At 39.3% G+C, this 25,255-nt stretch carries 21 protein-coding genes and 4 tRNA genes; 15 read left to right on the top strand and 10 right to left on the bottom strand.

Translation table 11 applies throughout. From position 1 onward, the window contains the following. Positions 1-109 precede the first annotated feature (109 nt). Together B9T28_RS13605 and B9T28_RS13600 are read left to right on the top strand one after the other, a co-directional pair. On the top strand, positions 110-2,509 hold the full coding sequence (locus tag B9T28_RS13605; protein ID WP_086204523.1) for a glucose/quinate/shikimate family membrane-bound PQQ-dependent dehydrogenase: 2,400 nt from the start codon (positions 110-112) through the stop codon (positions 2,507-2,509). Between the two features lie 298 nt (positions 2,510-2,807). Next, positions 2,808-3,803, top strand: coding sequence for a DUF2804 domain-containing protein (locus B9T28_RS13600; protein WP_086204522.1), 996 nt, complete (start codon positions 2,808-2,810; stop codon positions 3,801-3,803). 23 nt (positions 3,804-3,826) lie between these two features. Here the strand turns inward: B9T28_RS13600 and B9T28_RS13595 are convergent, their stop codons facing one another. From B9T28_RS13595 to B9T28_RS13585, 3 genes are all read right to left on the bottom strand, one after another. Further along, on the bottom strand, positions 3,827-4,702 hold the full coding sequence (locus B9T28_RS13595; RefSeq protein ID WP_086204521.1) for a metal-dependent hydrolase: 876 nt from the start codon (positions 4,700-4,702) through the stop codon (positions 3,827-3,829). 172 nt (positions 4,703-4,874) lie between these two features. Next, positions 4,875-5,750: a metal-dependent hydrolase gene (locus tag B9T28_RS13590; protein WP_086204564.1), complete on the bottom strand. Its 876-nt coding sequence runs from the start codon at positions 5,748-5,750 to the stop codon at positions 4,875-4,877. Between the two features lie 163 nt (positions 5,751-5,913). Beyond that, on the bottom strand, positions 5,914-6,789 hold the full coding sequence (locus tag B9T28_RS13585; RefSeq protein WP_086204520.1) for a metal-dependent hydrolase: 876 nt from the start codon (positions 6,787-6,789) through the stop codon (positions 5,914-5,916). A 142-nt stretch (positions 6,790-6,931) separates the two neighbouring features. Between B9T28_RS13585 and B9T28_RS13580 the strand changes: the two genes are divergently transcribed. Continuing rightward, complete coding sequence (locus B9T28_RS13580) at positions 6,932-7,960, top strand: AraC family transcriptional regulator (RefSeq protein ID WP_086204519.1); 1,029 nt, start codon at positions 6,932-6,934, stop codon at positions 7,958-7,960. 72 nt (positions 7,961-8,032) lie between these two features. Here B9T28_RS13580 and B9T28_RS13575 read toward each other — a convergent pair whose 3' ends face one another. Continuing rightward, the gene (locus B9T28_RS13575) at positions 8,033-9,367 is read right to left on the bottom strand and encodes a Na+/H+ antiporter NhaC family protein (protein WP_086204518.1); all 1,335 of its coding nucleotides are present in this window, start codon (positions 9,365-9,367) and stop codon (positions 8,033-8,035) included. Between the two features lie 362 nt (positions 9,368-9,729). Between B9T28_RS13575 and trpA the strand changes: the two genes are divergently transcribed. From trpA to B9T28_RS13555, 4 genes are read left to right on the top strand one after another with little or no spacing between them, the layout of a single operon-like run. Next, a complete protein-coding gene (trpA, locus tag B9T28_RS13570; RefSeq protein WP_086204517.1) occupies positions 9,730-10,533 on the top strand; it encodes a tryptophan synthase subunit alpha in 804 nt (267 codons plus the stop codon). Continuing rightward, positions 10,530-11,426: an acetyl-CoA carboxylase, carboxyltransferase subunit beta gene (accD, locus tag B9T28_RS13565; RefSeq protein ID WP_086204516.1), complete on the top strand. Its 897-nt coding sequence runs from the start codon at positions 10,530-10,532 to the stop codon at positions 11,424-11,426. The genes trpA and accD overlap by 4 nt, the downstream gene beginning before the upstream one ends. Next, positions 11,423-12,709: a bifunctional tetrahydrofolate synthase/dihydrofolate synthase gene (folC, locus tag B9T28_RS13560; protein ID WP_086204515.1), complete on the top strand. Its 1,287-nt coding sequence runs from the start codon at positions 11,423-11,425 to the stop codon at positions 12,707-12,709. The genes accD and folC overlap by 4 nt, the downstream gene beginning before the upstream one ends. Further along, positions 12,700-13,752: an SPOR domain-containing protein gene (locus B9T28_RS13555; protein WP_086204514.1), complete on the top strand. Its 1,053-nt coding sequence runs from the start codon at positions 12,700-12,702 to the stop codon at positions 13,750-13,752. The genes folC and B9T28_RS13555 overlap by 10 nt, the downstream gene beginning before the upstream one ends. Here B9T28_RS13555 and B9T28_RS13550 read toward each other — a convergent pair. From B9T28_RS13550 to B9T28_RS13540, 3 genes are all read right to left on the bottom strand, one after another. Beyond that, on the bottom strand, positions 13,749-14,354 hold the full coding sequence (locus B9T28_RS13550) for a dual specificity protein phosphatase family protein (RefSeq protein ID WP_086204513.1): 606 nt from the start codon (positions 14,352-14,354) through the stop codon (positions 13,749-13,751). The genes B9T28_RS13555 and B9T28_RS13550 overlap by 4 nt on opposite strands. Further along, a complete protein-coding gene (locus B9T28_RS13545) occupies positions 14,351-15,163 on the bottom strand; it encodes an MBL fold metallo-hydrolase (RefSeq protein WP_086204512.1) in 813 nt (270 codons plus the stop codon). Before B9T28_RS13545 ends, B9T28_RS13550 begins: the two co-directional genes overlap by 4 nt. 167 nt (positions 15,164-15,330) lie before the next feature. After that, entirely contained in the window at positions 15,331-15,972 is a 642-nt protein-coding gene (locus B9T28_RS13540; RefSeq protein WP_086204511.1) for a peroxiredoxin, read from the bottom strand. A gap of 346 nt (positions 15,973-16,318) precedes the next feature. Between B9T28_RS13540 and secA the strand changes: the two genes are divergently transcribed. The 8 genes from secA to B9T28_RS13500 all read left to right on the top strand — a co-directional run bounded on the left by secA (position 16,319) and on the right by B9T28_RS13500 (position 22,677). Beyond that, positions 16,319-19,039 (top strand): preprotein translocase subunit SecA, encoded by a 2,721-nt coding sequence (secA, locus tag B9T28_RS13535; protein WP_086204510.1) that lies wholly within the window; start codon positions 16,319-16,321, stop codon positions 19,037-19,039. Positions 19,040-19,186: 147 nt separating this feature from the next. Further along, positions 19,187-19,546, top strand: coding sequence for a hypothetical protein (locus B9T28_RS13530; protein ID WP_086204509.1), 360 nt, complete (start codon positions 19,187-19,189; stop codon positions 19,544-19,546). 159 nt (positions 19,547-19,705) lie between these two features. Further along, on the top strand, positions 19,706-20,926 hold the full coding sequence (gene argJ, locus B9T28_RS13525) for a bifunctional glutamate N-acetyltransferase/amino-acid acetyltransferase ArgJ (RefSeq protein WP_086204508.1): 1,221 nt from the start codon (positions 19,706-19,708) through the stop codon (positions 20,924-20,926). A gap of 129 nt (positions 20,927-21,055) precedes the next feature. Then, positions 21,056-22,123 (top strand): quinolinate synthase NadA, encoded by a 1,068-nt coding sequence (nadA, locus tag B9T28_RS13520; RefSeq protein ID WP_086204507.1) that lies wholly within the window; start codon positions 21,056-21,058, stop codon positions 22,121-22,123. Positions 22,124-22,275: 152 nt separating this feature from the next. After that, positions 22,276-22,352: transfer RNA gene (locus B9T28_RS13515), tRNA-Pro, on the top strand. A gap of 43 nt (positions 22,353-22,395) precedes the next feature. Further along, positions 22,396-22,472 (top strand) — tRNA-Arg (locus tag B9T28_RS13510). A 38-nt stretch (positions 22,473-22,510) separates the two neighbouring features. Continuing rightward, a tRNA-His gene (locus B9T28_RS13505) sits at positions 22,511-22,586 on the top strand. 14 nt (positions 22,587-22,600) lie between these two features. After that, positions 22,601-22,677: transfer RNA gene (locus tag B9T28_RS13500), tRNA-Pro, on the top strand. A 135-nt stretch (positions 22,678-22,812) separates the two neighbouring features. On the opposite strand, the gene yfiB is transcribed toward B9T28_RS13500, so the two are convergent. The 3 genes from yfiB to yfiR are packed head-to-tail and all read right to left on the bottom strand — an operon-like array spanning position 22,813 to position 25,036. After that, complete coding sequence (yfiB, locus tag B9T28_RS13495; protein ID WP_086204563.1) at positions 22,813-23,292, bottom strand: outer membrane lipoprotein YfiB; 480 nt, start codon at positions 23,290-23,292, stop codon at positions 22,813-22,815. Positions 23,293-23,311: 19 nt separating this feature from the next. Beyond that, positions 23,312-24,529, bottom strand: a complete 1,218-nt coding sequence (gene dgcN, locus B9T28_RS13490; protein WP_086204506.1) for a diguanylate cyclase DgcN/YfiN — start codon at positions 24,527-24,529, stop codon at positions 23,312-23,314. A 3-nt stretch (positions 24,530-24,532) separates the two neighbouring features. Next, positions 24,533-25,036, bottom strand: a complete 504-nt coding sequence (yfiR, locus tag B9T28_RS13485) for a regulatory sequestration protein YfiR (protein ID WP_086204505.1) — start codon at positions 25,034-25,036, stop codon at positions 24,533-24,535. Between the last annotated feature and the right edge of the window lie 219 nt (positions 25,037-25,255).

The following is a 25,255-nucleotide window of genomic DNA, read 5'->3' as shown; positions in this document are numbered from 1 at the left end:
ATCTTGATGGTATCGCTTTAGTCTTTAAATCTAAAAATAAATTAAAAGTGCTCATTCTTTTTAATAAAAATGGGTGAAATGAATAAATTTATAAATATAGGTGGCTCTTATGAATTCTCCATCTTCGGCTTCAGGATTCCGAACTTTTACTGTCATTGTTGCAGTAATAATCGGTTTAATTCTGTTGGTTGGAGGAATATGGCTTGCAGTGTTAGGTGGTTCTTGGTACTACATCATTGCAGGTCTTTTCTTCATTGCAACAGCATGTTTATTAAATAAATTAAAAAGTACAGCATTGATTGTTTACGCGATTCTAGTATTGGGTACTGTTGTCTGGGGATTATGGGAAGTCGGTTCAGACTTCTTCGCTTTAGCACCCCGCCTAGATATCTTAGGACTCTTTGGTCTGTGGTTACTTATTCCAGCGGTAACTCGTGGGATTATGAATTCTAAAACTGCCAAGGTGGCACTTTCTGGAACCTTAGCCATTACTATTGCAGTGATGGTTTATGCTATTTTTAATGATCCTCAGGAAATTCGTGGCACTTTAACCACACAGCAACCCGCAACGACTGAAACCATCGCTGGGGTAGCCGATGCAGATTGGCCTGCTTATGGTCGTACTCAAGCAGGTGTACGATATTCGCCATTGACTCAGATTAATGACAAAAATGTAAAAGATTTGAAAGTTGCTTGGACCTATCACACCAAAGATTTCAAAACAGAAAATGATTCGGGTGAAACTACCAATCAGGTTACGCCGATTAAAATTGGCAATAACATGTATATCTGTACCACGCATCAAAAACTGGTTGCTCTTGACCCAGCTACAGGTCAAGAAAAATGGAAGTTTGATCCCAAAGTAAAATCGGATAAAACCTTTCAGCATTTGACCTGTCGTGGTGTGTCTTATTTTGATGCTAATAATACGGTGGGCTTTGAAACAAGCTTAAAAGCCAAAAAATCAGCCTCTGAACAATGTCCGCGTAAAGTGATTCTACCTGTTAATGATGGGAGACTTGTCGCGATTAACGCAGAGAATGGACAGCGATGTACTGATTTTGGTAAAAATGGTGAAATCGATTTACAGAAAGATATGCCATACCCATATCCAGGGGGCTATAACCCAACATCTCCTCCAGTCGTGACAGGAACGACGATTATTATTGCGGGTTCAACCACCGATAACTATTCCACTAAAGAGCCATCAGGCGTTATTCGTGGCTATGATGTCAATACTGGGGCTTTACTTTGGGTATTTGATACTGGTGCAGAAGATCCCAATGCCATTCCTGCGCCCGGACAGACCTTTGTAAATAACTCTCCAAATGCATGGGCACCATTGGCTTATGATGCGAAATTAGATGTTGTTTATGTCCCGACTGGAGTAGGTACTCCTGATATTTGGGGCGGTGATCGTACTGAGTTGAAAGAGCGCTATGCGAATGCAATGCTCGCGATCAATGCTTCCACGGGTAAATTAATCTGGCACTTCCAAACCACACACCATGATTTGTGGGATATGGATGTGCCTTCACAACCCACTTTGACGGATATACAAGATAAATCAGGACAAACTGTTCCTGCAATCTATGTGCTCACTAAAACAGGAAATGTGTTTGTCTTAGATCGCCGTGATGGTAAAGCCATTGTTCCGATTACAGAAAAACCTGTACCTCAAACCGTTAAACGAGGACCTCAAACTAAAGGTGAATTTTATTCACCTACCCAACCTTTTTCCGATTTTGATTTAGCACCAAAGCAAAAATTAACGGATAAAGATATGTGGGGTGCCACTATGTTTGATCAATTGATGTGTCGCGTATCATTCCATCGCTTAAATTATGATGGCATCTATACACCACCCTCTGAAAATGGCACTTTAGTTTTTCCGGGTAACTTAGGTGTGTTTGAATGGGGCGGTATGTCAGTCAATTCTGATCGTCAAATCGCATTAATGAATCCAATTGGCTTACCTTTTGTGTCTAGGCTGATTCCTGAAGATCCAAATCGTAAGGAAACTGCGAAAGGTGCAGGTACAGAACAAGGTGTACAACCCATGTATGGTGTGCCTTATGGTGTTGAAATTAGTCCGTTCTTGTCACCTTTTGGCTTGCCATGTAAACAGCCAGCTTGGGGATATGTAGCTGGAGTAGATTTAAAAACGCATAACGTTGCATGGAAACGCCGTATTGGTACGATTCGTGACAGTTTGCCAGGAATCCCTTTACCACCATTTAAAATGGGTGTGCCTATGCTAGGTGGGCCTATTTCTACGGCAGGGAACTTGATGTTCGTAGGTGCAACACAAGATGATTATATCCGTGCGATTAATGTGACCAATGGTGATGAGCTTTGGAAAGGCCGTTTACCAGCAGGTGGTCAAGCAACGCCAATGACCTATGAAATGAATGGTAAACAGTATGTTGTCATCATGGCTGGAGGGCATGGTTCCTTTGGTACCAAAATGGGCGATTCTTTAGTAGCGTACGCTTTACCAGATAAATAATCACTTTTGGCTTTAGAAAAACCAGCAATTTAGATTGCTGGTTTTTTGATTTAAGCTTATTGGTTATTCGATATTTTCATCAGTTAATTGAACACCCCTTCAGTTTTAGAACACGCTGTAAATATTTAAAATTCATTCGATGTCATCATCGGTACATATAAGATCAAACATTAGATTTATATTTCTGGAAAACAATCACTTTTTTGGTGAATTTGTTGGTTTAATATAAAAAATAAGCAATAATTAAGCACCGACTAAAGTCTAACTTTAGAATTATAAATGGGATTGGATTGTCGAAATGGATTTAATACAAGAAAATGGGCAGCCGCGCTATGGGCGCTTTAAAGAATTACCAGCATCGATTGATATCGATCAATATATTTATAAAACACCTTACGGAAAAACACTACAGGGTTGGCGTAAGCAATTAAAATATAAAAAATTTAAATTTTGTTGTATTCAGCATGAGCACTATAGCATTGGTTTAGCCATTGCTGATATTTCATGGGCAGGGCATGGTTTTGTGTATATCTATAATCATCAAACCCATGAGGTTTTTGAATGGAATGCCAATACCATATTGGGTCGTGGAACGGATGTTGATGAACAACCGCTCTATAGCCAAAGTCGTTTTTTAAAAGCACCGTTTGAGTTTGAAATGCAACATGCCAATGGCGTGCGTTATATTCGTGTGACAAAACATGGTGAAGAACAACTCACAGCTCGTATTTTTTGTGCAGGCACACAACCATTAAGTTTATGTAGTCCAAATGGTATTAATGGCTGGACTTATACCCAAAAGAAAACCACGCTCGCAGTTGAAGGTTTTTTCATTAATAAGCAAAAACAAAAAATAGACTTTAATGATCGGACATTAGCATCCTTGGATGATACTTGTGGTTTTTTACGTCCTGAAACTGCATGGTTTTGGTTGTCCAGTAATTTTTGGGATCAACAAGGCAATCGAATCGGGTTGAATTTAGCTTCAGGCGTGAATGAAAGTTTTGGTAATGAAAATTGTTTATGGATCAATGGTGTACTTTATCCAATTGCAGATGTGCTGTTTGAAAAGCAAAATGATGATCTTTGGCGAATACATTCTTTAGATGAGCGTTTAAATCTCACCGTAGAAACGGGTTGGCGTAGATATGAAAATTTAAATTTACGCTTGGTTGGGAGCCAATTTAGTCAGTGGCAGTCTCGCATTAGTGGAACGATTCAAACTGAACAGGGAGAAATGATCACCTTGTCGCAGGAATACGGTTTACTCGAACAGCATTATGCGAAGTGGTAATGCTGGTATCTAATTTTTAGCTTTTATAAAGCGGCTTTCCAAAAGGCATCACCTGCCTGAATCGGATCATGCGTTTCGGCTAAGGTATCTACCCAAGTTTGATATTGACGAATAATGGCATGTTGGCTTGGGTGAAAGTTGGGTTTATACCAATCTAAATATGCATGTTTCATTTTCGTTAGAATACCAGTCTGGCCAATAAACCAAGATAAGCCTTTATACATGAGTTGCAGACGTTCTAGACGACTAAAGCCATCTTGTTGTAATAAACCGTCGGTGCGTTGTAGTGTGAAATAAAACATCAATAGGGACACTAATGCTAAGGCTGCATAACGAACAGCATTAGGTGTCTGTCCGAATTGAGCCATCACATCATAAGCTACATCACGATGTTCCATTTCTTCAATCGAATGCCATGCTAATAAAGCTCGGACAAATGGATGAGCTTCTGCCAAAGTTTCTTGTTGATTAAAGAATGTTTCAGCCATGAGCGCAGTTAAATGCTCACAAGCAGCGGTAATCGCAATATTGTATTGTTTGGGATAGCGCTTTAGGGCATGCCCGAAGCGTTGATTGACCTGACCAATAAATTTTTTTACAGGCATACCTTGCTCAATTAAAATTTGATTCATTTTGTCATGTGCAATGCCATGTTGTGCTTCTTGTTGGATAAAATCAGTAACTCGTTGTTGTAAAAGAGGGTCTGTAATTTGATCTCGATATAAACGGACACATTGAATGAAGTAACGTTCGCCATCAGGGAAGGTGAGACTGAGTGCATCAAATACACGGGTACGAAAAGGATCACCACCAAACCAGAAGCGTGGGATTTCCTGAAGTTTGAAATTTAGATGACGTCGAACAACAGGATCAACTTGATATTGGATGTGTGCATTCATTTTATTTTAATCATCATGTTTAGCTTTTGAATTATGACAAATTCAGCCACATTCTCTATATCTAGACGTGCCAATTTAAAGCTAGATATGACACGTCTAAACAAAATTTAAAATATATATCGATAAATTGGCTGATGTGAATGAGCGGTATTTGAAACATGAAAATAGATGTCTAAAGTGCAGCTTGCCAAAAAGCATTACCCGCAGCAATAGGATCACCCGTCTGTTCTAGAGTATCCACCCAAGTTTGATATTGGTGAATAATTGCGTGTTGATTGGGGTGGAAATCTCGTTTAAACCAATTTAGGTATGGCGTGCGCATTGCAGAGAATGAGCCATTTTTTCCAAAAAACCAAGGTAAGCCATTAATGACCATTTTTACACGTTGCAAGGTATTAAAACCATCATATTTGAGCATGATATTGGCACGATACAAGCTAAAGCCAAAGATCAAAATGGATGTATAGGCTAAAGCAAATTTACGTAAGTTTTCTGGGACGTTCCCTACTTGTTGCATAACATCAAAGGCGACATCACGATGTTCCAGTTCTTCAATCGCATGCCATGCGAATAAAGCCCGAATGTAAGGATGCACCTCATTTAAGGTACTTTTTTTACTGTAAAACGTCTCAGCCATTAAAGCAGTTAAGTGTTCAGTCGCCGCAGTCATTGCAATATTGTATTGTATGGTCCGATTTTTCAAAATGTAATTAAAATGTGTAGCGATGGCCTTGAGAAAACGATCGACGGGCATGCCTTGTTGTTTGATGATGGCATTCATGGTGTCATGTGCTAGACCATGTTGCGCTTCTTGTTGAATAAAATCAGTAATGCGATGTTGTAAATTGGGATCAGTGACTTGGTTCCGTAAGGCTCGGATACTTTCAATAAAATAGCGCTCACCCATTGGGAAGGTTAAACTCAGTGCATCAAACATACGGGTGCGAAAGGGGTCTCCACCAAACCAAAAACGAGGGATTTGATCTAGTTTGAAATCTGGTTTTTGACGTACGACAGGAGTGATCTGATATTTGAGTAATGCAGTCATATTTTTGACCTCATATGCTTTTGTTTTAGTCATTTGAACTGTATCAAGGTACAGTTCAAATATTTATTATTGCGCTCAGCAGGGCATTTTTGAGGAGATCATGTCCTGTATGACTCAAGTTTCCGTAGTCTAATGATAACGTCGAGTTTGATTATTCTAACAGCTAATATCCTGCTTGCCAAAATGCTTCGCCAGCAGCAATAGGATCATTGGTTGCAGCCAATGTATCAATCCATGTTTGGTACTGATGAATCACGGGATGTTGGCTTGGGTGAAAATCTTTCTGAAACCAATCTAAATATTGGGTGCGCATTGCTGAAAGAATCCCTTTTTTACCAAAAAACCAAGGCAAGCCTTTATAGAAAAATTTGATGCGTTCTCGTCGATTAAAACCATCATGTTCTAACATGACATTGGCACGATAGAGGGTGAAATTCATCATCATAAATGTCGTAAACGCTAAAGCAAATTTACGGGTAGTTTCAGGTACATCTGCAACTTGCCGCATGACATCGAATGCGACATCACGATGTTCCATTTCTTCAATGGAATGCCACGCCAATAACGCACGCACATAAGGATGTGCGTCTTGCAGGGTCGCTTTTTTACTGTAAAAGGTTTCCGCCATAAGTGCTGTTAAATGTTCTGCTGCTGCAGTCATGGCAATATTGTATTGTGGTGAGCGGTTTTTAAGTTCGAATTTAAAAATTTTAGTTAGGGTGGTAATGAATTGATCAACGGGCATACCTTGATTTTTCATGATCTGATTCATTTTGTCATGTGCAATACCATGTTGAGCTTCTTGTCGAATGAAGTCTGAGACCCGCTGTTTTAATTCAGGTTCGGTGATTTTGTCACGAAATAAGCGGACACTTTCAATAAAATAACGTTCACCATCTGGAAAGGTCAAACTTAACGCATCAAATATGCGGGTACGAAATGGATCGTTGGCAAACCAAAAACGAGGTACTTCATCTAATTTGAAATCCAATTTGGTTCTAACTACAGGATCAGCATGATATTTCACGAGAGCATTCATTTTATTTTACTTGTATCGTCTTTGATGATTACAGTATGTCGGTCTTTTATAACTTTGTTTTGACAGTTGTTGCCATTTTTTATACATTTTATGACAGATGACAATGTGCCATTTCAATATCGAATTGGGCAGAGGCAAGGCCATGCAGAATGAAATAAAAATATCAAATGGCTATTTTCAGCTTTGGAAAGCATTTCTACAACAAAATCAGATGGATTGGGAAACATTTGGTTTTACGCCGGAAAAGCAAACACTGTTGGAAGATATTTTCAATCAGCCGATTGATCAACAAGCATCGTATACTTTTTTTATGGAGTTGATTAGCGCGACACGTCAGCATCTGGATTGCGATAATTTAGCCTTTGCGATGGCGAAATGTATTAATCCGGCACATTTTGGTTTGTTGGGTTATATGGCATCTCGAAGTGAAAATTTAGCGCAAGCTTTAGAGTATGTGATTCGATTTAGTCGGTTAGTCATTGATGGCGCACATTTGAAACAAATGCAGTATGTGCATGAAGGACAGACGATTCGTATGTTCTTCCCCTTAAGTGATGAAAACTATATCTTTCTACATGAAATTACATTAGCGGCAATGTTGTATTTGGCGAAACAACTTGTGCCTTTGAAGCAGTTGCCATTATTGCAAATGAGCTTTGTGCATGCGCCACAACTTCCATTAAAATATTATCAAGATTTTTACCAATGCAAACTCAAGTTTGAGCAACCGCTATATGAAGTGGTTTTTTCAACGGAAATACTCTCGTTTAAACCCGAACAAGCCGATCCTAATTTAATTCAACTCTTGGTGAAACAGGCTGAAGAGTCGTTATTACAACGTGCGCAACTGACGACAGTTGCGCAACATCTACAATTTATTATTGCGGAGTATTTAAAACTAGAGCAACAAGCACCCAAAATTGAAGATATTGCACAAGAGTTGCATATGTCAGTCAGGACATTGCAACGGCAACTGAGTCAATTGCAGACTTCATTTAAATTGATTTTAGAAGAAGAACGGATGAAGCGTTGTGAATATTTACTCACGCAAAATCTGAGTTTAACCAATATTGCTTTGGATTTGGGCTATTCAGATCAATCTGCTTTGGCAAGAGCGTATAAAGCATATCGCGGACAAACTTTATTGCAGAAAAAACAGCAACTCAAATAAAATCATTTAACATAAAAAAAGCGAGTATTGCACTCGCCATATTTTTATTTAAATCATTAAAATGGAGTGGTTTTAAATAGAGGTTTTGAGTCGAGGATAGCGAAACACAATGGTAAGAATTGCGCATATTGCTAAGATCCAGCAGTAATAAATCGTACCAATCAACTCTATTGGTGATATTTTTGCAATTGAGCAGGCTAAAAGTAATTGTGCACCATACGGAATTAAACCTTGTACCACACAAGAAAAGATATCCATAAGTGCAGCAGCACGTTTGGGATCGATATCATATTCTTTCGCGACTTCACGTGCCATATCGCCAGCTAAAATAATAGCAACGGTATTATTTGCCACAAATAAATTTGAAAAAATGACTAAAAAGCTAATCCCAATTTCACCAGCCCGCTGTGTGCCAACTCTTAAGTGTCGCGTGATGCTATAGATGCGTTGAATTAGCCATTCCAAACCGCCTTCTTTTTGTAAAAGGGCAGATAATCCACCCAAAAACATGGACAATAAGGCCACTTCAAACATACTGACAAAACCATTATAAATGGAAGTATTTAGTGCAAGTAAATCAAAGTCTGGTTTTTCAATTAAGCCCATCAAACTGGATAAAACAATGCCTAGAGTCAAAACTGCTAAGACATGTAAGCGAGTAAATGCTAAAAAAAAGACGGCAACATAGGGAACAATAAGCCAAGCATCATAGCTTTTATAGCTCAGGGCTTGTGAGTTGTGTGTCATCAACACGTAAATCAATAAGGTAAAAATTGCTGCTGGAACTGCAATCCAAACATTCACTCTGAATTTATCTCGGAGTTCGACATTTAGACTTCGCGTTGCGGCAATGGTGGTATCAGAAATCATTGATAAATTATCACCAAACATTGCTCCGCCTACGACGGCACCAATGGTATAGACCGCCGCAATATCTGTAGATGCCGAGAAACCAAAGGCGATCGGGGCGCAAGCTGCAATCGTTCCCATCGAAGTCCCCATTGCAGTAGCAATAAAGGCCGAGATGATAAATAGCATGGGTAAGACCAGTTCTGGTGAAATAATAGATAGTCCGAATTGCACTGTGGCATCGACACTACCAATACTACTCGAGACATTGGCAAAAGCACCGGCAAGCATAAATACCATGAACATTAAGATGAGATTCGGATGGCTGGCACCTTTTAGAAACTCATCAATTGCCGTATTTAATTTGCCGCGATACATCAGTACTGCCAAAATGATGGCAGGGATTGCAGCCACAGGTGCTTTGATTTGGTAAAATGCAAACTCTGTACCGATCATTGAGTGGTAAATACCACTGCCTAAAAAGAGGGCTAAAAAAACAATAAGCGGTACCAGTGCAAGCGCTCGGGCTTGCACTTTACTGTGGGTGTGGGAGGTCATAAAAATAAGAAATAAACGAAAAAACCCGCCTAGTATAGAACAGCTTTTGCAATTTAAGGAAAGTTAAACGTAATTGCCTAAATTGTTTTTTTAAAAAGCTTTTTGTAATTTAATTTAAGTTTTTATAAATACTTGTAATATTTTAAAAAGCTAAAAATAGGAAGCTTTGATCATTGTTCAAAAAAATAAAATATAGCTAAATATAGGCATTGGGTTGTTTTATCAATTGTGTATCAATATGAGATCACATTGTACGACTGAGATATCTATTCAATGGGTAAAAAATAGCGTTACAATGCATGACTTGTATTTATACAGAACCAACTCCTCAAGTTTAAACAATCCAAGGAATGTACAGCCCTATGTCACGTTTAGCCACTCGTTTTGCACAGCTTAAATCTCAACAGCGTAAGGCTTTGGTTTCTTATGTTATGGCGGGTGATCCTCAACCACAGGTCACTGTACCTTTGTTACATCAAATGGTTGAGGCCGGTGTAGATGTACTAGAACTTGGATTGCCATTTTCTGACCCAATGGCTGATGGTCCAGTAATTGCACTTGCTGCAGAACGTGCTTTAGCTGCAGGAACCAATACGCTTGATGCGTTGAATATGGTTAAGGAATTTCGTCAAAAAGATACAACGACACCCGTTGTTTTAATGGGCTATTTAAACCCTGTTGAAGTAATTGGTTATGAAAAGTTTGTATCGCTTGCCAATGAATGTGGTGTCGATGGTTTACTTCTCGTGGATTTACCGCCAGAAGAAGCGAAGGATTTAGATGTTGTATTAAAAAAATATGATATGGATCAAATCTTTTTGCTTGCGCCGACATCAACCGATGAACGTATTCAGCACGTTGTGAAGCAAGCCAGTGGCTTTATTTATTACGTGTCGCTTAAGGGTGTAACGGGAGCTGCAACTTTAGATACTGATGAAGTCGCAGCACGTATTGAAAAAATCAAATCGTATACTGATATTCCTGTGGGTGTCGGTTTTGGGATTAGTGATGCAGCTTCTGCGAAAGCAGTTGGTCGTGTTGCCGATGCAGTCATTGTCGGAAGTGCGTTTGTTAAACCATTTGCAAACTTAGCACCAGAACAGGCCGTGGAATCTGCGGTGAATAAAGTCAAGGAGCTTCGAGCAGCGCTCGATGAGTTAGTATGAATCAAGAAGTGAAATCAGGGAAAGTTCTGAGTCCTATCACACCGTGGACGGATCGTTCGATTCCAGGCATTCATATGCCAGATCAACAACAAACACTTAAGGCAACATTTACTGAGCCAACGATTGAGTGCCCTGAATGTCATGCTTTAGTGACTCGTACCGCAATGTCTTTCAATGCTTATGTCTGTCCACAATGTGATGAACATTTGCGTATGAAAGCCCGTGATCGTTTGAATTGGTTTTTAGATCAAGTGCAACATGAGCTCGGTCAAGAATTTGTGGCTAAAGATCCACTGCATTTTGTGGACAGTCGACCATATCCTGAGCGTATGAAAGAAGCGCAGGAAAAAACGGGTGAGACTGAAGCGCTTGTAGTGATGCAAGGGGTACTCAAAGGCATTCCTTTAGTCGCTTGTGCCTTTGAATTTGATTTCATGGGCGGATCGATGGGCACGGTAGTCGGTGATCGTTTTGTACAAGCCGCTGAAAAAGCCATTGCAACCAAGCAACCATTGATTTGTTTTGCTGCTTCAGGTGGTGCACGTATGCAAGAAGGCATGTTGTCTTTAATGCAAATGGCACGTACATCTGCTGTAATTCAAAGAATGAAAGATGCTCATCTGCCTTATATTGTGGTTCTCACTCATCCCGTTTATGGTGGTGTGACTGCATCATTGGCAATGTTAGGTGATGTTCATATTGCAGAGCCTAAAGCGATGATTGGATTTGCAGGTAAACGTGTCATTGAGCAAACTGTGCGTGAAAAACTGGAAGAACCGTTCCAACGTGCTGAGTATTTGCTTGATCATGGTGTAATCGACCAAATTGTCCATCGTCATGCATTACGTGATACTGTATATCGCATTGTAGCTAAGTTGATGAATTTGCCTTGAACCACACTGCACCACTAGACACTGATGATTTACAAACATGGCTCAATTATTGGAGCCATGTTCACGTTACAGGGATTGATCTTGGTTTAGAACGAGTTATTCCTGTGGCTGAAAAATTAGGTGTCACACAACCCAATGCCAAAGTTCTAACGGTTGCAGGAACCAATGGTAAAGGTTCAACCACAACCACACTTGCTGCGATTTTAAATGCACAAGGTTATAAAGTGGGTTTATATCAATCTCCACATATTTATAAATTCAATGAACGGGTCAAACTTTCAGGCATAGAAGTTGATGATCAAAGTTTGGTAGATGCTTTTGTTCAAGTTGACCAAGCGCGCCGTGCCTGTGACTTATCCCTTTCATTTTTTGAAGCTACAACACTTGCAGCTTTGGTCATCTTCAAACAACAACAATGTGATGTTTGGGTGCTTGAGGTTGGCTTAGGTGGTCGTCTAGATGTGGTCAATGTGGTTAATCCCGATGTTGCGGTGATCACCAATATTGGACTGGATCATACTGATTGGTTAGGCGATAGTATTGAAAAAATTGCCTTTGAGAAAGCTGGAATCATTCGTCCAGATATTCCTGTTGTTTTTGCGGGTATACAAGATTTACCACAAGCGATTCAAGTCAAAGCTGAACAATTTAATGCCCAGTTATATATAGCCAATCGTGACTATTTTTATGAATATGCCCAAGATGGGCTGACGTGGAATTTTGCGACTTCAGGTACTACCTTGAAATTACCGTTAGGCACTTTAGCGATAGAAAATATTTCGACTGCGGTTGCGGCTATTTTGGTCAGTGGTTTAACAGTTTCTCAAGAGGCTATTGCTGAAGGTATTCAATCTGCAACATTAGCAGGGCGTTTTGAAATTCGACACATTGCCAATCAAACCGTGATTTTTGATGCCGGACATAATCCACATGGTGTTGATTTTTTGTTAAAGCAATTGCGAAAATTCTTAGAATACAATAAACAGTACACGGAAGTGGTTGCAGTATTTTCGATGTTAGTGGATAAAGACATAAATACAGTCGTTAAGTTGTTGAAAAATACGGTCACTCTGTGGAAAATTGCACCATTAACTGTGCCACGGGCAGCGCCAATGCAACAATTACACGTGGCATTACAAGGTCAATCAGTTCAACAATTTCAAAATGTACAGGTTGCATTCCAATCAGCATTGCAAGAAACAAAAAATAATCAGCTGATTTTGGTGTGTGGTTCGTTTCATACCTTAGAAGCGGTCTGGGAGTATTTAGAAGAATGTCAATGAATAACAAACAACGTTGGATGGGTGGAGTTGTTTTATTAGGGGGTGGTGTTTTATTGGCAGCATTGCTTCTAAAGGGCAAAGAAGAAATACATCAAAAGCAAAGTCAGATAGCACCTGTTGAACAGGTACAGCAACGAAATCAGATGGCAGCGGGTGAGGCAATTCAATTGCAGCCGTTAACAGTCGATGTTGCAACTGAAAAAAGATTACTCGAAGAACAAAAGCGTTCTCGTGAAAAAGCAGTTGCTGAGCAAGAAGCTAAAGCAGCTGACTTTTTACGTATGCAACAACAAGCTGAAGCCGATGCTGCACGTAAAGCAGCTGAAGAATATGCAGCAATGAATGCACGGCGAGGTGCTACGGCCCAAGAAGGGTCGGATATACCACCTGAGTTAGTGCAAGATGAAAAAACCAAAGCAAAACTAAACGCGGCAGATCAGAAGAAGGTTGAGCAGCAACAGACAGAGCAGAAAAAGCTTGAGCAACAACAAGTTCAGCAAAAGCAAAAGGCCGAAGCTGAAAAAAAGTTAGTTGAGCAGAAGCAAAAGCTTGATGCTGAAAAAAAAATAGCCGAACAGAAGCGTAAAGAGGCTGAAGTCGAGAAAAAAGCAGAGCAAGAGAAAAGACTGCAAGCTCAAGAAGAAGCAAAGAGGAAGGCTGAAGTTCAGGTTGAAGTAGAAAAGAAAAAGGCGGAGTTAGATAAAAAAGCGGCTGAGGACAAAAAGCATAAAGCTCAAGAAGATGCGAAGAAAAAGGCTGAAGCTGAAAAAGCGCGTACATTACTGGAAAATGGTGATAAGCAATGGATGGTTCAGGTTGCTTTGGCTGCTAATGAAGCAAATGCTGATGCGCTGGCGTCAAAATTACGTGCCAAAGGCTACAAAGTAACAAGAAGCCAAACATCTAAAGGGATTCGTATTATGGTTGGTCCATCAAAAGACCGTGATAGTGCAGATGTTGCCCGTAAAAAAATCACCTCAGATGTTAGCCTTGGGCTAAAGTCTGCTTGGGTGATGGATTGGGTACCTTTAGATCAGCGTTAATCATTCAAACCTGATTTATAAGATGGATTCGTGAGTTGCTCACGAATCCATCTTATATTTTCAGGGCTAAATAAATTTTCAATATTGCCCCAAATAGGATGAAAGCCGTAACCGCCATGTTTCATTTCATTTAACGCATCAGCTGTGGTCCAGTTTTCAAAAATAATTCGATACATAGCAATACTGGCACCGGTTCGATCTGAGCCGTGGTAACAGTGAATTAATACTTTCTGTTGCTTTTTTTGGGCTGATTGAATCGTTTGCATGACTTTAAGCAGATCTTGTCGATTGATTGCCCATGTGTTGATTGGAATATGGACAAGTTGAATGGGGTAATTGAGAAATACCTTTTTATCTTGATTATGATTGCGTAAATTAATCACAATATTAATATTTTGTTGTTGCAGTTCAGCAATCATCTCTGCATCAGGTTGTTCACTACGGAAAACGTTCTCACTAATTTTATAAAAATTATTTTTTTGATCAATTAAATGTCCCCAGTTGTGTGGACGATTTTCAGGTGAAATCGCTGGTGTAGTCATGCATCCAGTCAGGAGCGTACTACTTATGATAAGGATTATCGCAAATTGGTTCTTTTTCATGATTGATATCGTTTTAATTCAATAGGGTCATGTGCACAGATGATGTCAATTTGAGGCTCGGTTTGAGCAAGCTGTTGAATGTGATGCAATGTCTGAATACGTTGTAGGTTATCAAAGGCGAAAAGACGCTCTGTGATTTCTAAACTCGGTAACTTATGTTTTGGATCTAGTTCAAGGTGGGAATAATAGGCATCTCCACAGAACAGCATCCAATTATTCTGTTGTTTAATCGCTATTCCACAATGTCCTGCGGTATGTCCAAGTAGTGGAATCATGAGAATTTCATCATTAAATAATTTAAAGGCTTGTACTTTTGAAAAGTTAAACCAAGTTTCACCTTGTTGAGGTTCAATAAAATTCCAGTAACGATGATCTTTAAATTGTTGGGTACGATAACGCAGTTTATTCTGAAACGATAATGATCGAGCCGCATTAAATTCAGTTGATAAAATATGAATCGTTGCATTGGGGAAGTCTGAAATTCCACCGGCATGATCAAAATCTAGATGGCTGACTAAAATATGTTTGACATCGGATGACTTAAAACCCAGTTGTTGAATTTGCCTGATAGCGGTCAAATTCAGATCAGGAATGATTGCACCAATTTTTGCAACTATTGCACCTAAGCGCTGTTTGGTATGTAGATAATCTTGAATGCCTAAGCCAGTATCGACCAATACTAAGCCTTGGTCTGTTTCAATGAGTAGGCAATGGCAGACAATTTCTGCTTTCAAACCTTTTTGCCCAAACAGTGGCGCACAGATTGGACACATGGTGCCACAGTGCAAATGATGAACTTTATAGATCATGTTGTGTTTATTTTAAGTTTAAAAGTAATCGTTGGATTTATAACCTAGATTGAGTGAAAGACCAATCCTGTTTTTACAATTTATGTAAGTGGCTAAAATAAAAAGCCCATCCGAAGATGGGGCGTTATGGAAAATAGTTCTGACTTTATAATGTGAGTGACTTTATTTTAATGATGATTTGGTTGCGGTGTTAAGCGTAAATAAGGCTTGATCACGGTATAGCCTTTAGGGAAACGTTCTTCTAATTCAGTCACATCTTGAATAGAGGGCACAATAATCACATCTTGACCTTGCTGCCAGTTAGCAGGGGTTGCAACTTTATATTGATCCGTGAGTTGCAGGGAATCAACTACACGTAAAATTTCATTAAAATTACGTCCGGTCGAAGCTGGATAAGTAATGATGAGGCGTATTTTTTTGTCTGGATCAATAATCACCAAAGAGCGTACTGTCGCCGTTGCACTGGCGTTGGGGTGAATGAAATCATATAGCGTTGAAACTTTACGATCTTGATCTGCAAGAATGGGAAAATCCACTTGAGTTGCTTGGGTTTCATTAATATCATTAATCCAGCCTAAATGTGACTTCACATCATCTACCGACAGTGCAATGACTTTCACGCCGCGTTGTTTAAATTCATCGCTGAGCTTGGCGGTATAGCCCAATTCAGTGGTGCATACTGGGGTATAGTCCGCTGGATGAGAAAATAAAATACCCCAACTGTCATCGAGGAAGTCATAAAAATTAATCGGCCCAATACTGGATTCTTGATCGAAATTTGGTGCAGTGTCGCCTAAACGTAGTGTCATGATTGCAGCCCTTAAAGTTTTTGTGTTCAATTTTTAGTATTTAACCTATTGGAATGACTATCACTGATTTTCTTTAGAGTTAAAAATAGTATTTTTCTATTTATTTATACAAAATTTGGATATAAGAAAAATACGATATTGAAAATATTTTTAGCAATCTGATAAATCTTCTATGTATAGATAGATCAAATTTGCTACATTAATGCGCCTTAGACTCTAAGTGCTAGATACTACAGTCAGAATTTTTTACTTGGTTTTGTGCAAAACCCTTGTACTTCAAATTTCTAGCACCATAATAACGTCTGAGAAAAAATTTATTTTGATAAGTAAGATTTAGAGAGTTTATATGTTGGCAAGCCTGATCGGAGGAATCTTCGGTACTAAAAACGATCGCGAACTTAAGCGAATGCGTAAAATTGTCGAGAAGATCAATGCGCTCGAGCCGACGATATCTGCCTTAAGCGATGCAGAATTATCTGCGAAGACCGAAGAATTCAAACAACGATATAAAAAAGGCGAAAGTCTTGATCAATTGATGCCTGAAGCATTTGCGGTATGCCGTGAAGCGGGTGCGCGTATTATGGGAATGCGTCATTATGACGTCCAGTTGATTGGTGGTATTACCTTACACGAAGGTAAAATTGCTGAAATGCGTACGGGTGAAGGTAAAACCCTGATGGGTACTTTGGCCGTCTATCTCAATGCGATCAGTGAACAAGGCGTACACGTAATTACCGTGAACGATTATTTGGCACAACGTGATGCTGAATTGAACCGTCCACTGTATGAGTTTTTAGGCTTGAGCGTTGGCGTGATTTATTCAATGCAATCACCGCACGAGAAAGCCGAAGCTTATCGTTCAGATATTACTTACGGAACCAATAATGAATTTGGTTTTGATTATTTGCGTGACAACATGGTTTTCTCTATGGCAGAGAAAAAGCAACGTGGTTTAAGTTATGCCATTATTGATGAGGTCGATTCGATCTTGATTGATGAGGCACGTACGCCGTTGATTATTTCAGGCCAAAGCGAAGATTCATCACAGTTATATACAGCTATTAACAGTATTCCACCTAAACTTCGTGCACAGAAAGAAGAAAAAGTTGCCGATGGTGGACACTTTTGGATTGATGAAAAACAACGTTCTGTTGAAATGACTGAAGTTGGTTTTGAAACTGTAGAAAATGAACTAATTCAAATGGGTTTGTTGGCTGAGGGCGAAAGTCTTTATTCAGCGGCAAACTTAAATTTGGTTCATCATGTAACAGCAGCAATTCGTGCTCATTATTTGTATCAACGTAATGTTCAGTACATCATCCATGAGGGTGAAGTCATTATTGTTGATGAAAATACAGGTCGTACGATGCCAGGTCGTCGTTGGTCTGAAGGTTTACATCAAGCAGTTGAAGCAAAAGAAGGTTTAGAAATTCAACCTGAGAACCAAACGCTTGCAACTACCACTTTCCAGAACTATTTCCGCTTGTATAAAAAGCTGTCAGGTATGACTGGTACAGCGGATACTGAAGCTGCGGAAATGAAAGAAATTTATGGCTTGGATGTCGTATTGATTCCGACACATCGTCCAATGATTCGTAATGACCAAAATGATTTAATTTATTTAAATCGTAATGGTAAATACAATGCCATTATTCAAGAAATTCAAAAAATTCATGAAGTCGGTGTTGCACCAATTCTTATTGGTACAGCGACCATTGAAGCCAGTGAAATTTTGTCGGATAAACTTCGTGAAGCGGGTATTACCCATGAAGTTCTAAATGCAAAACAGCATGAGCGTGAAGCGGATATTATTGCGCAAGCGGGTTCGCCAAATGCAGTCACCATTGCGACCAATATGGCCGGTCGTGGTACTGATATTTTGCTCGGTGGTAACTGGAAAGCAAAACTTGCAAAAATTGAAAACCATACTGCTGAAGACGAAGCACGTTTAAAAGCAGAATGGGAAAAACAGAATGAAATGGTACTTAGTTCTGGTGGTTTACATATCATTGGTTCTGAACGTCATGAATCACGTCGTATTGATAACCAGTTACGTGGTCGTTCTGGTCGTCAAGGTGATCCAGGTGTATCGCGTTTCTTCTTGTCACTTGAAGATGATTTAATGCGTATTTTCGCAGGTGATCGTGTGGTGGCAATGATGCGTGCCATGGGTTTACAAGAAGATGAAGCTATTGAACATAAAATGGTGTCACGTTCTATCGAAAATGCACAACGTAAAGTTGAAGCACGCAACTTTGATATTCGTAAAAATCTTTTGAAATACGATGATGTCAATAATGAACAGCGTAAGATTATCTATTCACAACGTGATGAAGTTTTAGAAGAAAGCTCACTTCAAGATTATATTGAAGAGATGCATCGCGAAGTGATGAAAGGCTTAATCGAAAACTATATTCCACCTGAATCGATTCATGATCAATGGGATATTGAAGGTCTAGAAAATGCATTACGTGTTGATTTAGGAGTCGATCTTCCGGTTGCTCAGTGGTTGGAAGAAGATCGTCGTTTAGATGAAGAAGCCTTGGTTGAGCGTATTAGCGATGAAATCATTACACGTTACCGTAGTCGCCGTGAGCAAATGGGACCTGAGTCTGCTGCGACTTTAGAACGTCACTTCATGTTAGGTGCGTTGGATCGTCATTGGAAAGACCATTTGGCTGCTATGGATTATTTGCGCCAAGGGATTCATTTACGTGGTTATGCACAGAAAAATCCTGAGCAAGAATATAAGAAAGAAGCATTCAATTTGTTTGTGAGTATGTTGGGTGTGATTAAGTCAGATGTCGTGACAGATCTTTCTCGAGTGCATGTACCAACTGCTGAAGAATTAGCAGCAATGGAAGCACAACAGCAGGCACAGGCTGAAGCGATGCACTTGTCTTTTGCACATGATGAAGTGGATGGTTTGACTGGTGTTGTCATGCCAAATCAGCTCCAAGCTGAACCAGATCTCTCAAAAACAGTATTTTCTCCGCCTGAAAGTCGAAATGCAGCTTGTCCATGTGGCTCGGGTTTAAAATATAAGCAATGTCACGGTAAGATTTAAAATTTACTGATTTAAAGGGCAGAACGTGAGTTCTGCTTTTTTTTGTAAAAAATATTTAATGAGGCGTACCAAGCGAGCAATAGGCATTGCAGAAATGGTCGGTAAATGGTATTTACTTGCACAAGCGTCCTGTTCTTTGGAAAGACAATGAAAAAATTATTAAAAGCTTTATTTATGGCAACGGTAACTTTACCAGTATTGGCATTTGCAGATACGGCTCCTCAAGCAACAACCGTTGCAAATGTTCAGGCTGCAGCAGGTGTTACCACGGCACAAGCTGAAGTTAAAAATGATTCAACTACCGTGATTAGTCCACGTACCGGAATTCGTTATACTTTAGGTAATACTGGCGGTCGTCCGATTATTCTAAAAACAACAGCGATTGCTGCTGTAACACCGTCTACAGTAAATCGTGTTATTGCTGTAAATCCGGCATTGTCTGCAGCGAGTCAAGAAAAAGTTAAATTGGCGCTGTTAGAAAATACAACTGCGGCAGTGGCACCTTAATACAACACTCTAATTCATGTGTGCTAAACCAGTTATGCAGATAACTGGTTTTTTTTATTTAAAAATAATAAAAATAGAGGAGTCTTTTATTGCACTCGATTTTTATGAGTATTTCTAATAAGCTGTGTTTTTATTTTTAATCATTCTGGATACTTAAAAATGGCTGTTGGTGACGTGACTATGCCACATATGCATGTGGTGCAAGGTGTAAAAATTGGCTCAGCAGAGGCGTATGTACGTTATCCGAATCGACGTGATTTAGTCGTTTTTGAGTTTTCCGAAGGTACCAATGTTGCAGGTGTATTTACTCAAAATGCATTCTGTGCTGCACCAGTACATGTCTCGAAAAAGCATCTTGAGATAGGTAATCCACGCTACTTGGTGATTAATACTGGGAATGCAAATGCAGGCACAGGCAAGTTAGGTATGGAAAATGCTCAACAAACCTGTTTAAAAATGGCTGAACTTGCGCAAGTTGAAGCCTTTGAAATTTTACCTTTTTCAACAGGGGTGATTGGCGAGCAATTGCCTATGCAGCGCTTACTCTCTGGATTACAACCGGCTTTAGATAGCTTGCAAGATAGTGCCTGGATCGATGCTGCAACAGGTATTATGACTACAGACACCACACCCAAAGGTGCTTCAGAACAGTTCGAATTAGACGGTATTACTTATAGTTTAACGGGTATTTCTAAAGGTGCGGGCATGATTCGCCCCAATATGGCAACGATGCTGAGCTTTGTAGCTACGGATGCACCATTGAGTCGAGCTGTGGTACAACAATTATTAAAAACGACAGTGGAACAATCTTTTAACCGGATTACGATTGATGGCGATACATCGACCAATGATTCTTGCATTTTTGCAGCTACGGGTTTAGCCGGTGGTGCTGAAATTACATCGACTGAAGATGCAGGTTATGCTGTGGTCTTAGAGGTTTTAACGCGTGTGATGATGCGACTTGCTCAACTGATTGTACGTGATGGTGAGGGTGCAACTAAATTTATTACGGTTACAGTTGAAGGCGGAAATGATACGCAGGAATGCTGTGATATTGCTTATAGTATTGCTCACTCACCTTTAGTCAAAACGGCTATTTTCGCATCTGATCCAAATTGGGGACGTATCCTCGCTGCGATTGGTTATGCCGGAGTTAAAAATTTAGACGTTGAAAAAATTCAGGTTTGGTTGGATGATGTACAAATCTGTAAAGATGGTGGAGCTGCCGCAGATTATACGGAAGAAGCGGGCGCTCGCGTTATGTCTCAGGCTGAAATGACCATTCGTGTCGATTTAGGTCGCGGACAGGCTAAAGATACGGTCTATACCTGTGATCTGTCATATGATTATGTCAAGATCAATGCAGATTACCGATCATAATTGAGTTTCAAAATAGCCTCCGTTGAGAGGCTTTTTTGTCATGGAAATTTAGTGGTGAATGCTAAAATAGCTTCACAATGTACACAAGCGAGCTAGATAGCAAGCGATATGGATAGAGAAGAGCTTTTTATGAATGATGCGACCAATTTAATTGCCAATGAAGCAAAATCGATTGTCACAGCACATTTAGATCGTTTAGGCGAACCTAAGGATACGAGTTTGAGTCCTGAAGCTAAAAAACAGAAATTTGCTCAAATCAAGGCAGAATTAGAGCAACGTAATGCTGTGCTTGTTGCACATTATTATTGTGATCCTGATGTGCAAGAACTTGCAGAAGCAACAGGTGGTTGTGTCTCTGATTCTTTAGAAATGGCTCGTTTTGGCCGTGATCATGCAGCATCGACACTGGTTGTTGCTGGGGTGAAATTTATGGGAGAAACGTCAAAAATACTTTCTCCTGAAAAAAAGATCTTGATGCCTACATTAGAAGCCACTTGTTCTTTAGATTTAGGTTGTCCTGTAGATGAATTCACTGCATTCTGTGATGCACATCCTGACCATACTGTAGTGGTCTATGCCAATACTTCAGCAGCAGTCAAAGCACGTGCTGATTGGGTAGTGACATCTAGTTGTGCAGTCGAAATTATCGAGCATTTGGATAGTTTAGGTGAAAAAATTATTTGGGCGCCCGATCAGCATTTAGGTCGCTATATTCAAAAGAAAACAGGTGCTGAAATGTTATTGTGGGATGGTGCCTGTATTGTGCATGAAGAATTTCGTGCGCGTGGCATTACCAATATGAAAGCACTTTATCCAAACGCAGCAGTATTGGTACATCCTGAATCACCTGAAGCTGTGATTGATGTTGCGGATGCGGTAGGAAGTACCTCGCAATTAATCAAAGCCGCACAAACTTTACCGCATGACACGCTGATTGTGGCGACAGATCGTGGCATCTTCTACAAAATGCAACAGGCTGTACCACATAAGACGTTAATTGAAGCGCCAACTGCGGGTGAGGGGGCAACTTGTCGTTCATGTGCACATTGTCCATGGATGGCAATGAATGAATTGGATGGTATTTTAGAGGTTTTACAAAAATCGGATCAGGAAATATTTGTTGATCCGGTACTTGCTGCACGAGCTAAATTACCATTGGATCGTATGTTGAACTTTAGTGCGAGCTTAAAACGTTAAAAATTGTATAAAAAATATCTGATATGCTTGATAAATATACGGTTGGTGAGTTTTTTTAGTTTTTTTTTAAGATAGGTGTTGACGTCTTCGGGCGTCACGCCTAGAATGCACACCGTACCACACGATGTGTGATACGAGAAGCTGAGATGAATCGGAGCATGGCGCAGTTTGGTAGCGCACCTGGTTTGGGACCAGGGGGTCGTAGGTTCGAATCCTACTGCTCCGACCAATTCTTCAAGGCGAGGATCGTGATATTTGGTATCGTCGGTTATGCGCCTGTAGCTCAGTTGGATAGAGCATCCGCCTTCTAAGCGGATGGTCACAGGTTCGAATCCTGTCAGGCGCACCACTTATGGTAGCTTGATATTTAGAGCCAAAGATGTGATGGTGGTTGTAGCTCAGTTGGTAGAGCCCCGGATTGTGATTCCGGTTGTCGAGGGTTCGAGCCCCTTCATCCACCCCAATTTCACATATTATCGGAGCATGGCGCAGTTTGGTAGCGCACCTGGTTTGGGACCAGGGGGTCGTAGGTTCGAATCCTACTGCTCCGACCAATTTAAGTTTATAACTTAAATATAAATAATCCGCTTAGATGCGGTTTTTTTATGTCTGAAATTTGACTATAAAATACAGCGCCAATAAAAAAGATCTCTTAAGAGATCTTTTTTATTTATAAATAATCATAAAAATTAGGGAATGATAATAACGGTAACGCGTCTATTTGCAGCACGATGTTCTTCACTGTCATTTATTTCAACAGGTTGAGTTGAGCCTTTTCCAAAAGCAAATACATTTTGAGGGGCAAAGTCATGCTTTAAGAATATTGTCGCAACTGTTTGTGCGCGTTGTTCTGAAAGTTTTAAATTATATTCTGGATTGCCGACATTATCGGTATGGCCTACAATTTTAACTTTATTTAAATTATATTTTTTGAGTTGTTCTGCGAGTCGGATAAGCTCAGATTCATGTAATGGCTTAATTTCAGTTGCATTAAAAGCAAAAAGTAATCGTTCGGGTAATCCTAGGCTCCAGCCTTCATCTGTGAGTACGAAACCTTCCTTTTTCAAGATACGAACTTGTTTATGGCTTAAAGAGCCAAAACTTAAGCATCCTGATAATGCAAAACAAAAAATTGCAAGAATGGATATTTTGAGGCTTTTACTCAAAATCATAATAAATTCCTAAGGGTTAAGAGTGAAATATAAACCAATGGTGTTTTAATGATTTGGCTTTATACATGGCTTGGTCGGCTTGAGAAATAAAATCTTCGGGATTGGATGCTTTTGAAGACAGCGCAATGCCCAAGCTAAAACTGAAATGAATTTTTTGGTCTTTATAGATTAATGGTGTTTCGCAACATTGAAGTAGCTTTTCAGCAGTGATAATGACATGTTCAATTTTGGCGACTGAATTAAGAATAATGGCAAATTCATCACCGCCTAAGCGGGCCACAAAATCTTCTTGGCGAATATTGTTTTTGAGACGATCAGCCATTTCTTTTAAAACCTCATCCCCAACGAGATGACCATATTGATCATTGATGGCTTTAAAATTATTGTTATCTATAAAGAGTAAGGCTGATTGATTTCGTTGCTTTGGGTCTTCAAATAGATGACATATTTTTTGATAAAAATAATTACGATTAGCTAGACCAGTTAAATGATCGTGTTGAACTTGATAAGAAAGTTGGTTGTTTTCATTCTGTAGGTGAATATGCCAAGACTGGATTTCATCGAGTAACTGATTAAATACGGTATTGAGGTGGTTAAACTCTTTAATGTCATTGTTTGGAAAGCGTAAATTGTAGGCTTTTTGGCTGCTGAGCAATTGTGCAATCTGAATGATGGGTGAAATAGATTGCATGATGTGGCGATAAGTTGAATTAACAGACCACCAAAGTGCCAAAATCATAAATAGCATTCCGACAATTAGTCCAGCAAAAATTTTGATGATAAACATCATAATTTCATTGGAGCTACCATATAACACAACCTCACCAACAACACGTCCATTATGTTGAACGGGAAGCTTGATTGCTTGTTGTAAGAAAATATGGTCAAAGATATTCTGTAAAGTTGAGTATTGCTCAATGTTTTTAATACTTTCGGTAATTTGTTTGCCTTGATCATCATACACTTTAATCAGTCGAATTGAATGCTGATGGGTATATTCATTAATAATTTGAGATATCGCAATTTGATCTTTAAACACAAGAGCGGGCTGGATTCGCTCAGATATAGTTCGACTTATTAAAAGTAAATTTTGTTTTGCATAAGACTCTACTGTAAATACAGAAATGGTTGCAAAAGTAAAAGTACAGATTAAAAATGTAATGGCAAAAATCGTAAATTGAGACTTGCGAAAGAGGGCTTGCAGTGAGGTTGACTTATAGAGAGTACTAATCATGTATTACTCCGAGTTTTTCGCTAAAAGTAAAACACGAGGATCAACATGAATTTTAGAGTGGGCTAGACTGTCTAAGTTGACTTTAAAAAGGGGGTTGCCATTTTTGGAGGTAAATAAACAAAAAGAACTTCCGATTTCACATTCATTATTATTGGTGCTGAATGACAATATCGATTGATTTAAAGATTTATTTAACAACTGTTGCTGAGTGTTGGGAGAGGTGTTGCTAAAAAAGATAGCGTCACAATATGTAGATCGTAATTCATCTGCACTAATTGCATGAATAGTTAGCTTGTGGTTGTTTTGTTGTGCGAAAAAACTAAACTGATTGGCGATACTTAAATTGTTGACGACACAGAAAGAAATGTTGGGGTTGGAAAACTTCGCATAACTTAAAATTGAAAGGGTAATGCTGTAAAAATTGTGTGAAGAATTGGCAAGAGATAGATTACTTATACAAAGTAAGACCCCTAAACAGAAAAACTTTCTATTTATTAAATATGCCATTTCAATATTTATTGTGTTTAAAAAAGAATAAAACCATTTTAAAGAATAAAGATAAAGATAAATAGGTTAAATTTTAGATAAATGTAATAGTTTTTACGTTATTTTGATTAATAAACACCCACCTGAATAAATTAATTAAGAAAGGGGGTTGTGTTGGTTCTGAAATACTGTAGAATGCACATCCATCGGCGGTGATGTTAAACAAAACCTCTGATAAAT

Source organism: Acinetobacter silvestris, assembly GCF_002135235.1.
Classification (GTDB): domain Bacteria; phylum Pseudomonadota; class Gammaproteobacteria; order Pseudomonadales; family Moraxellaceae; genus Acinetobacter; species Acinetobacter silvestris.
Note: the sequence above shows the minus strand (reverse complement) of the source record. Positions and strands in the feature narration are given on the sequence as shown.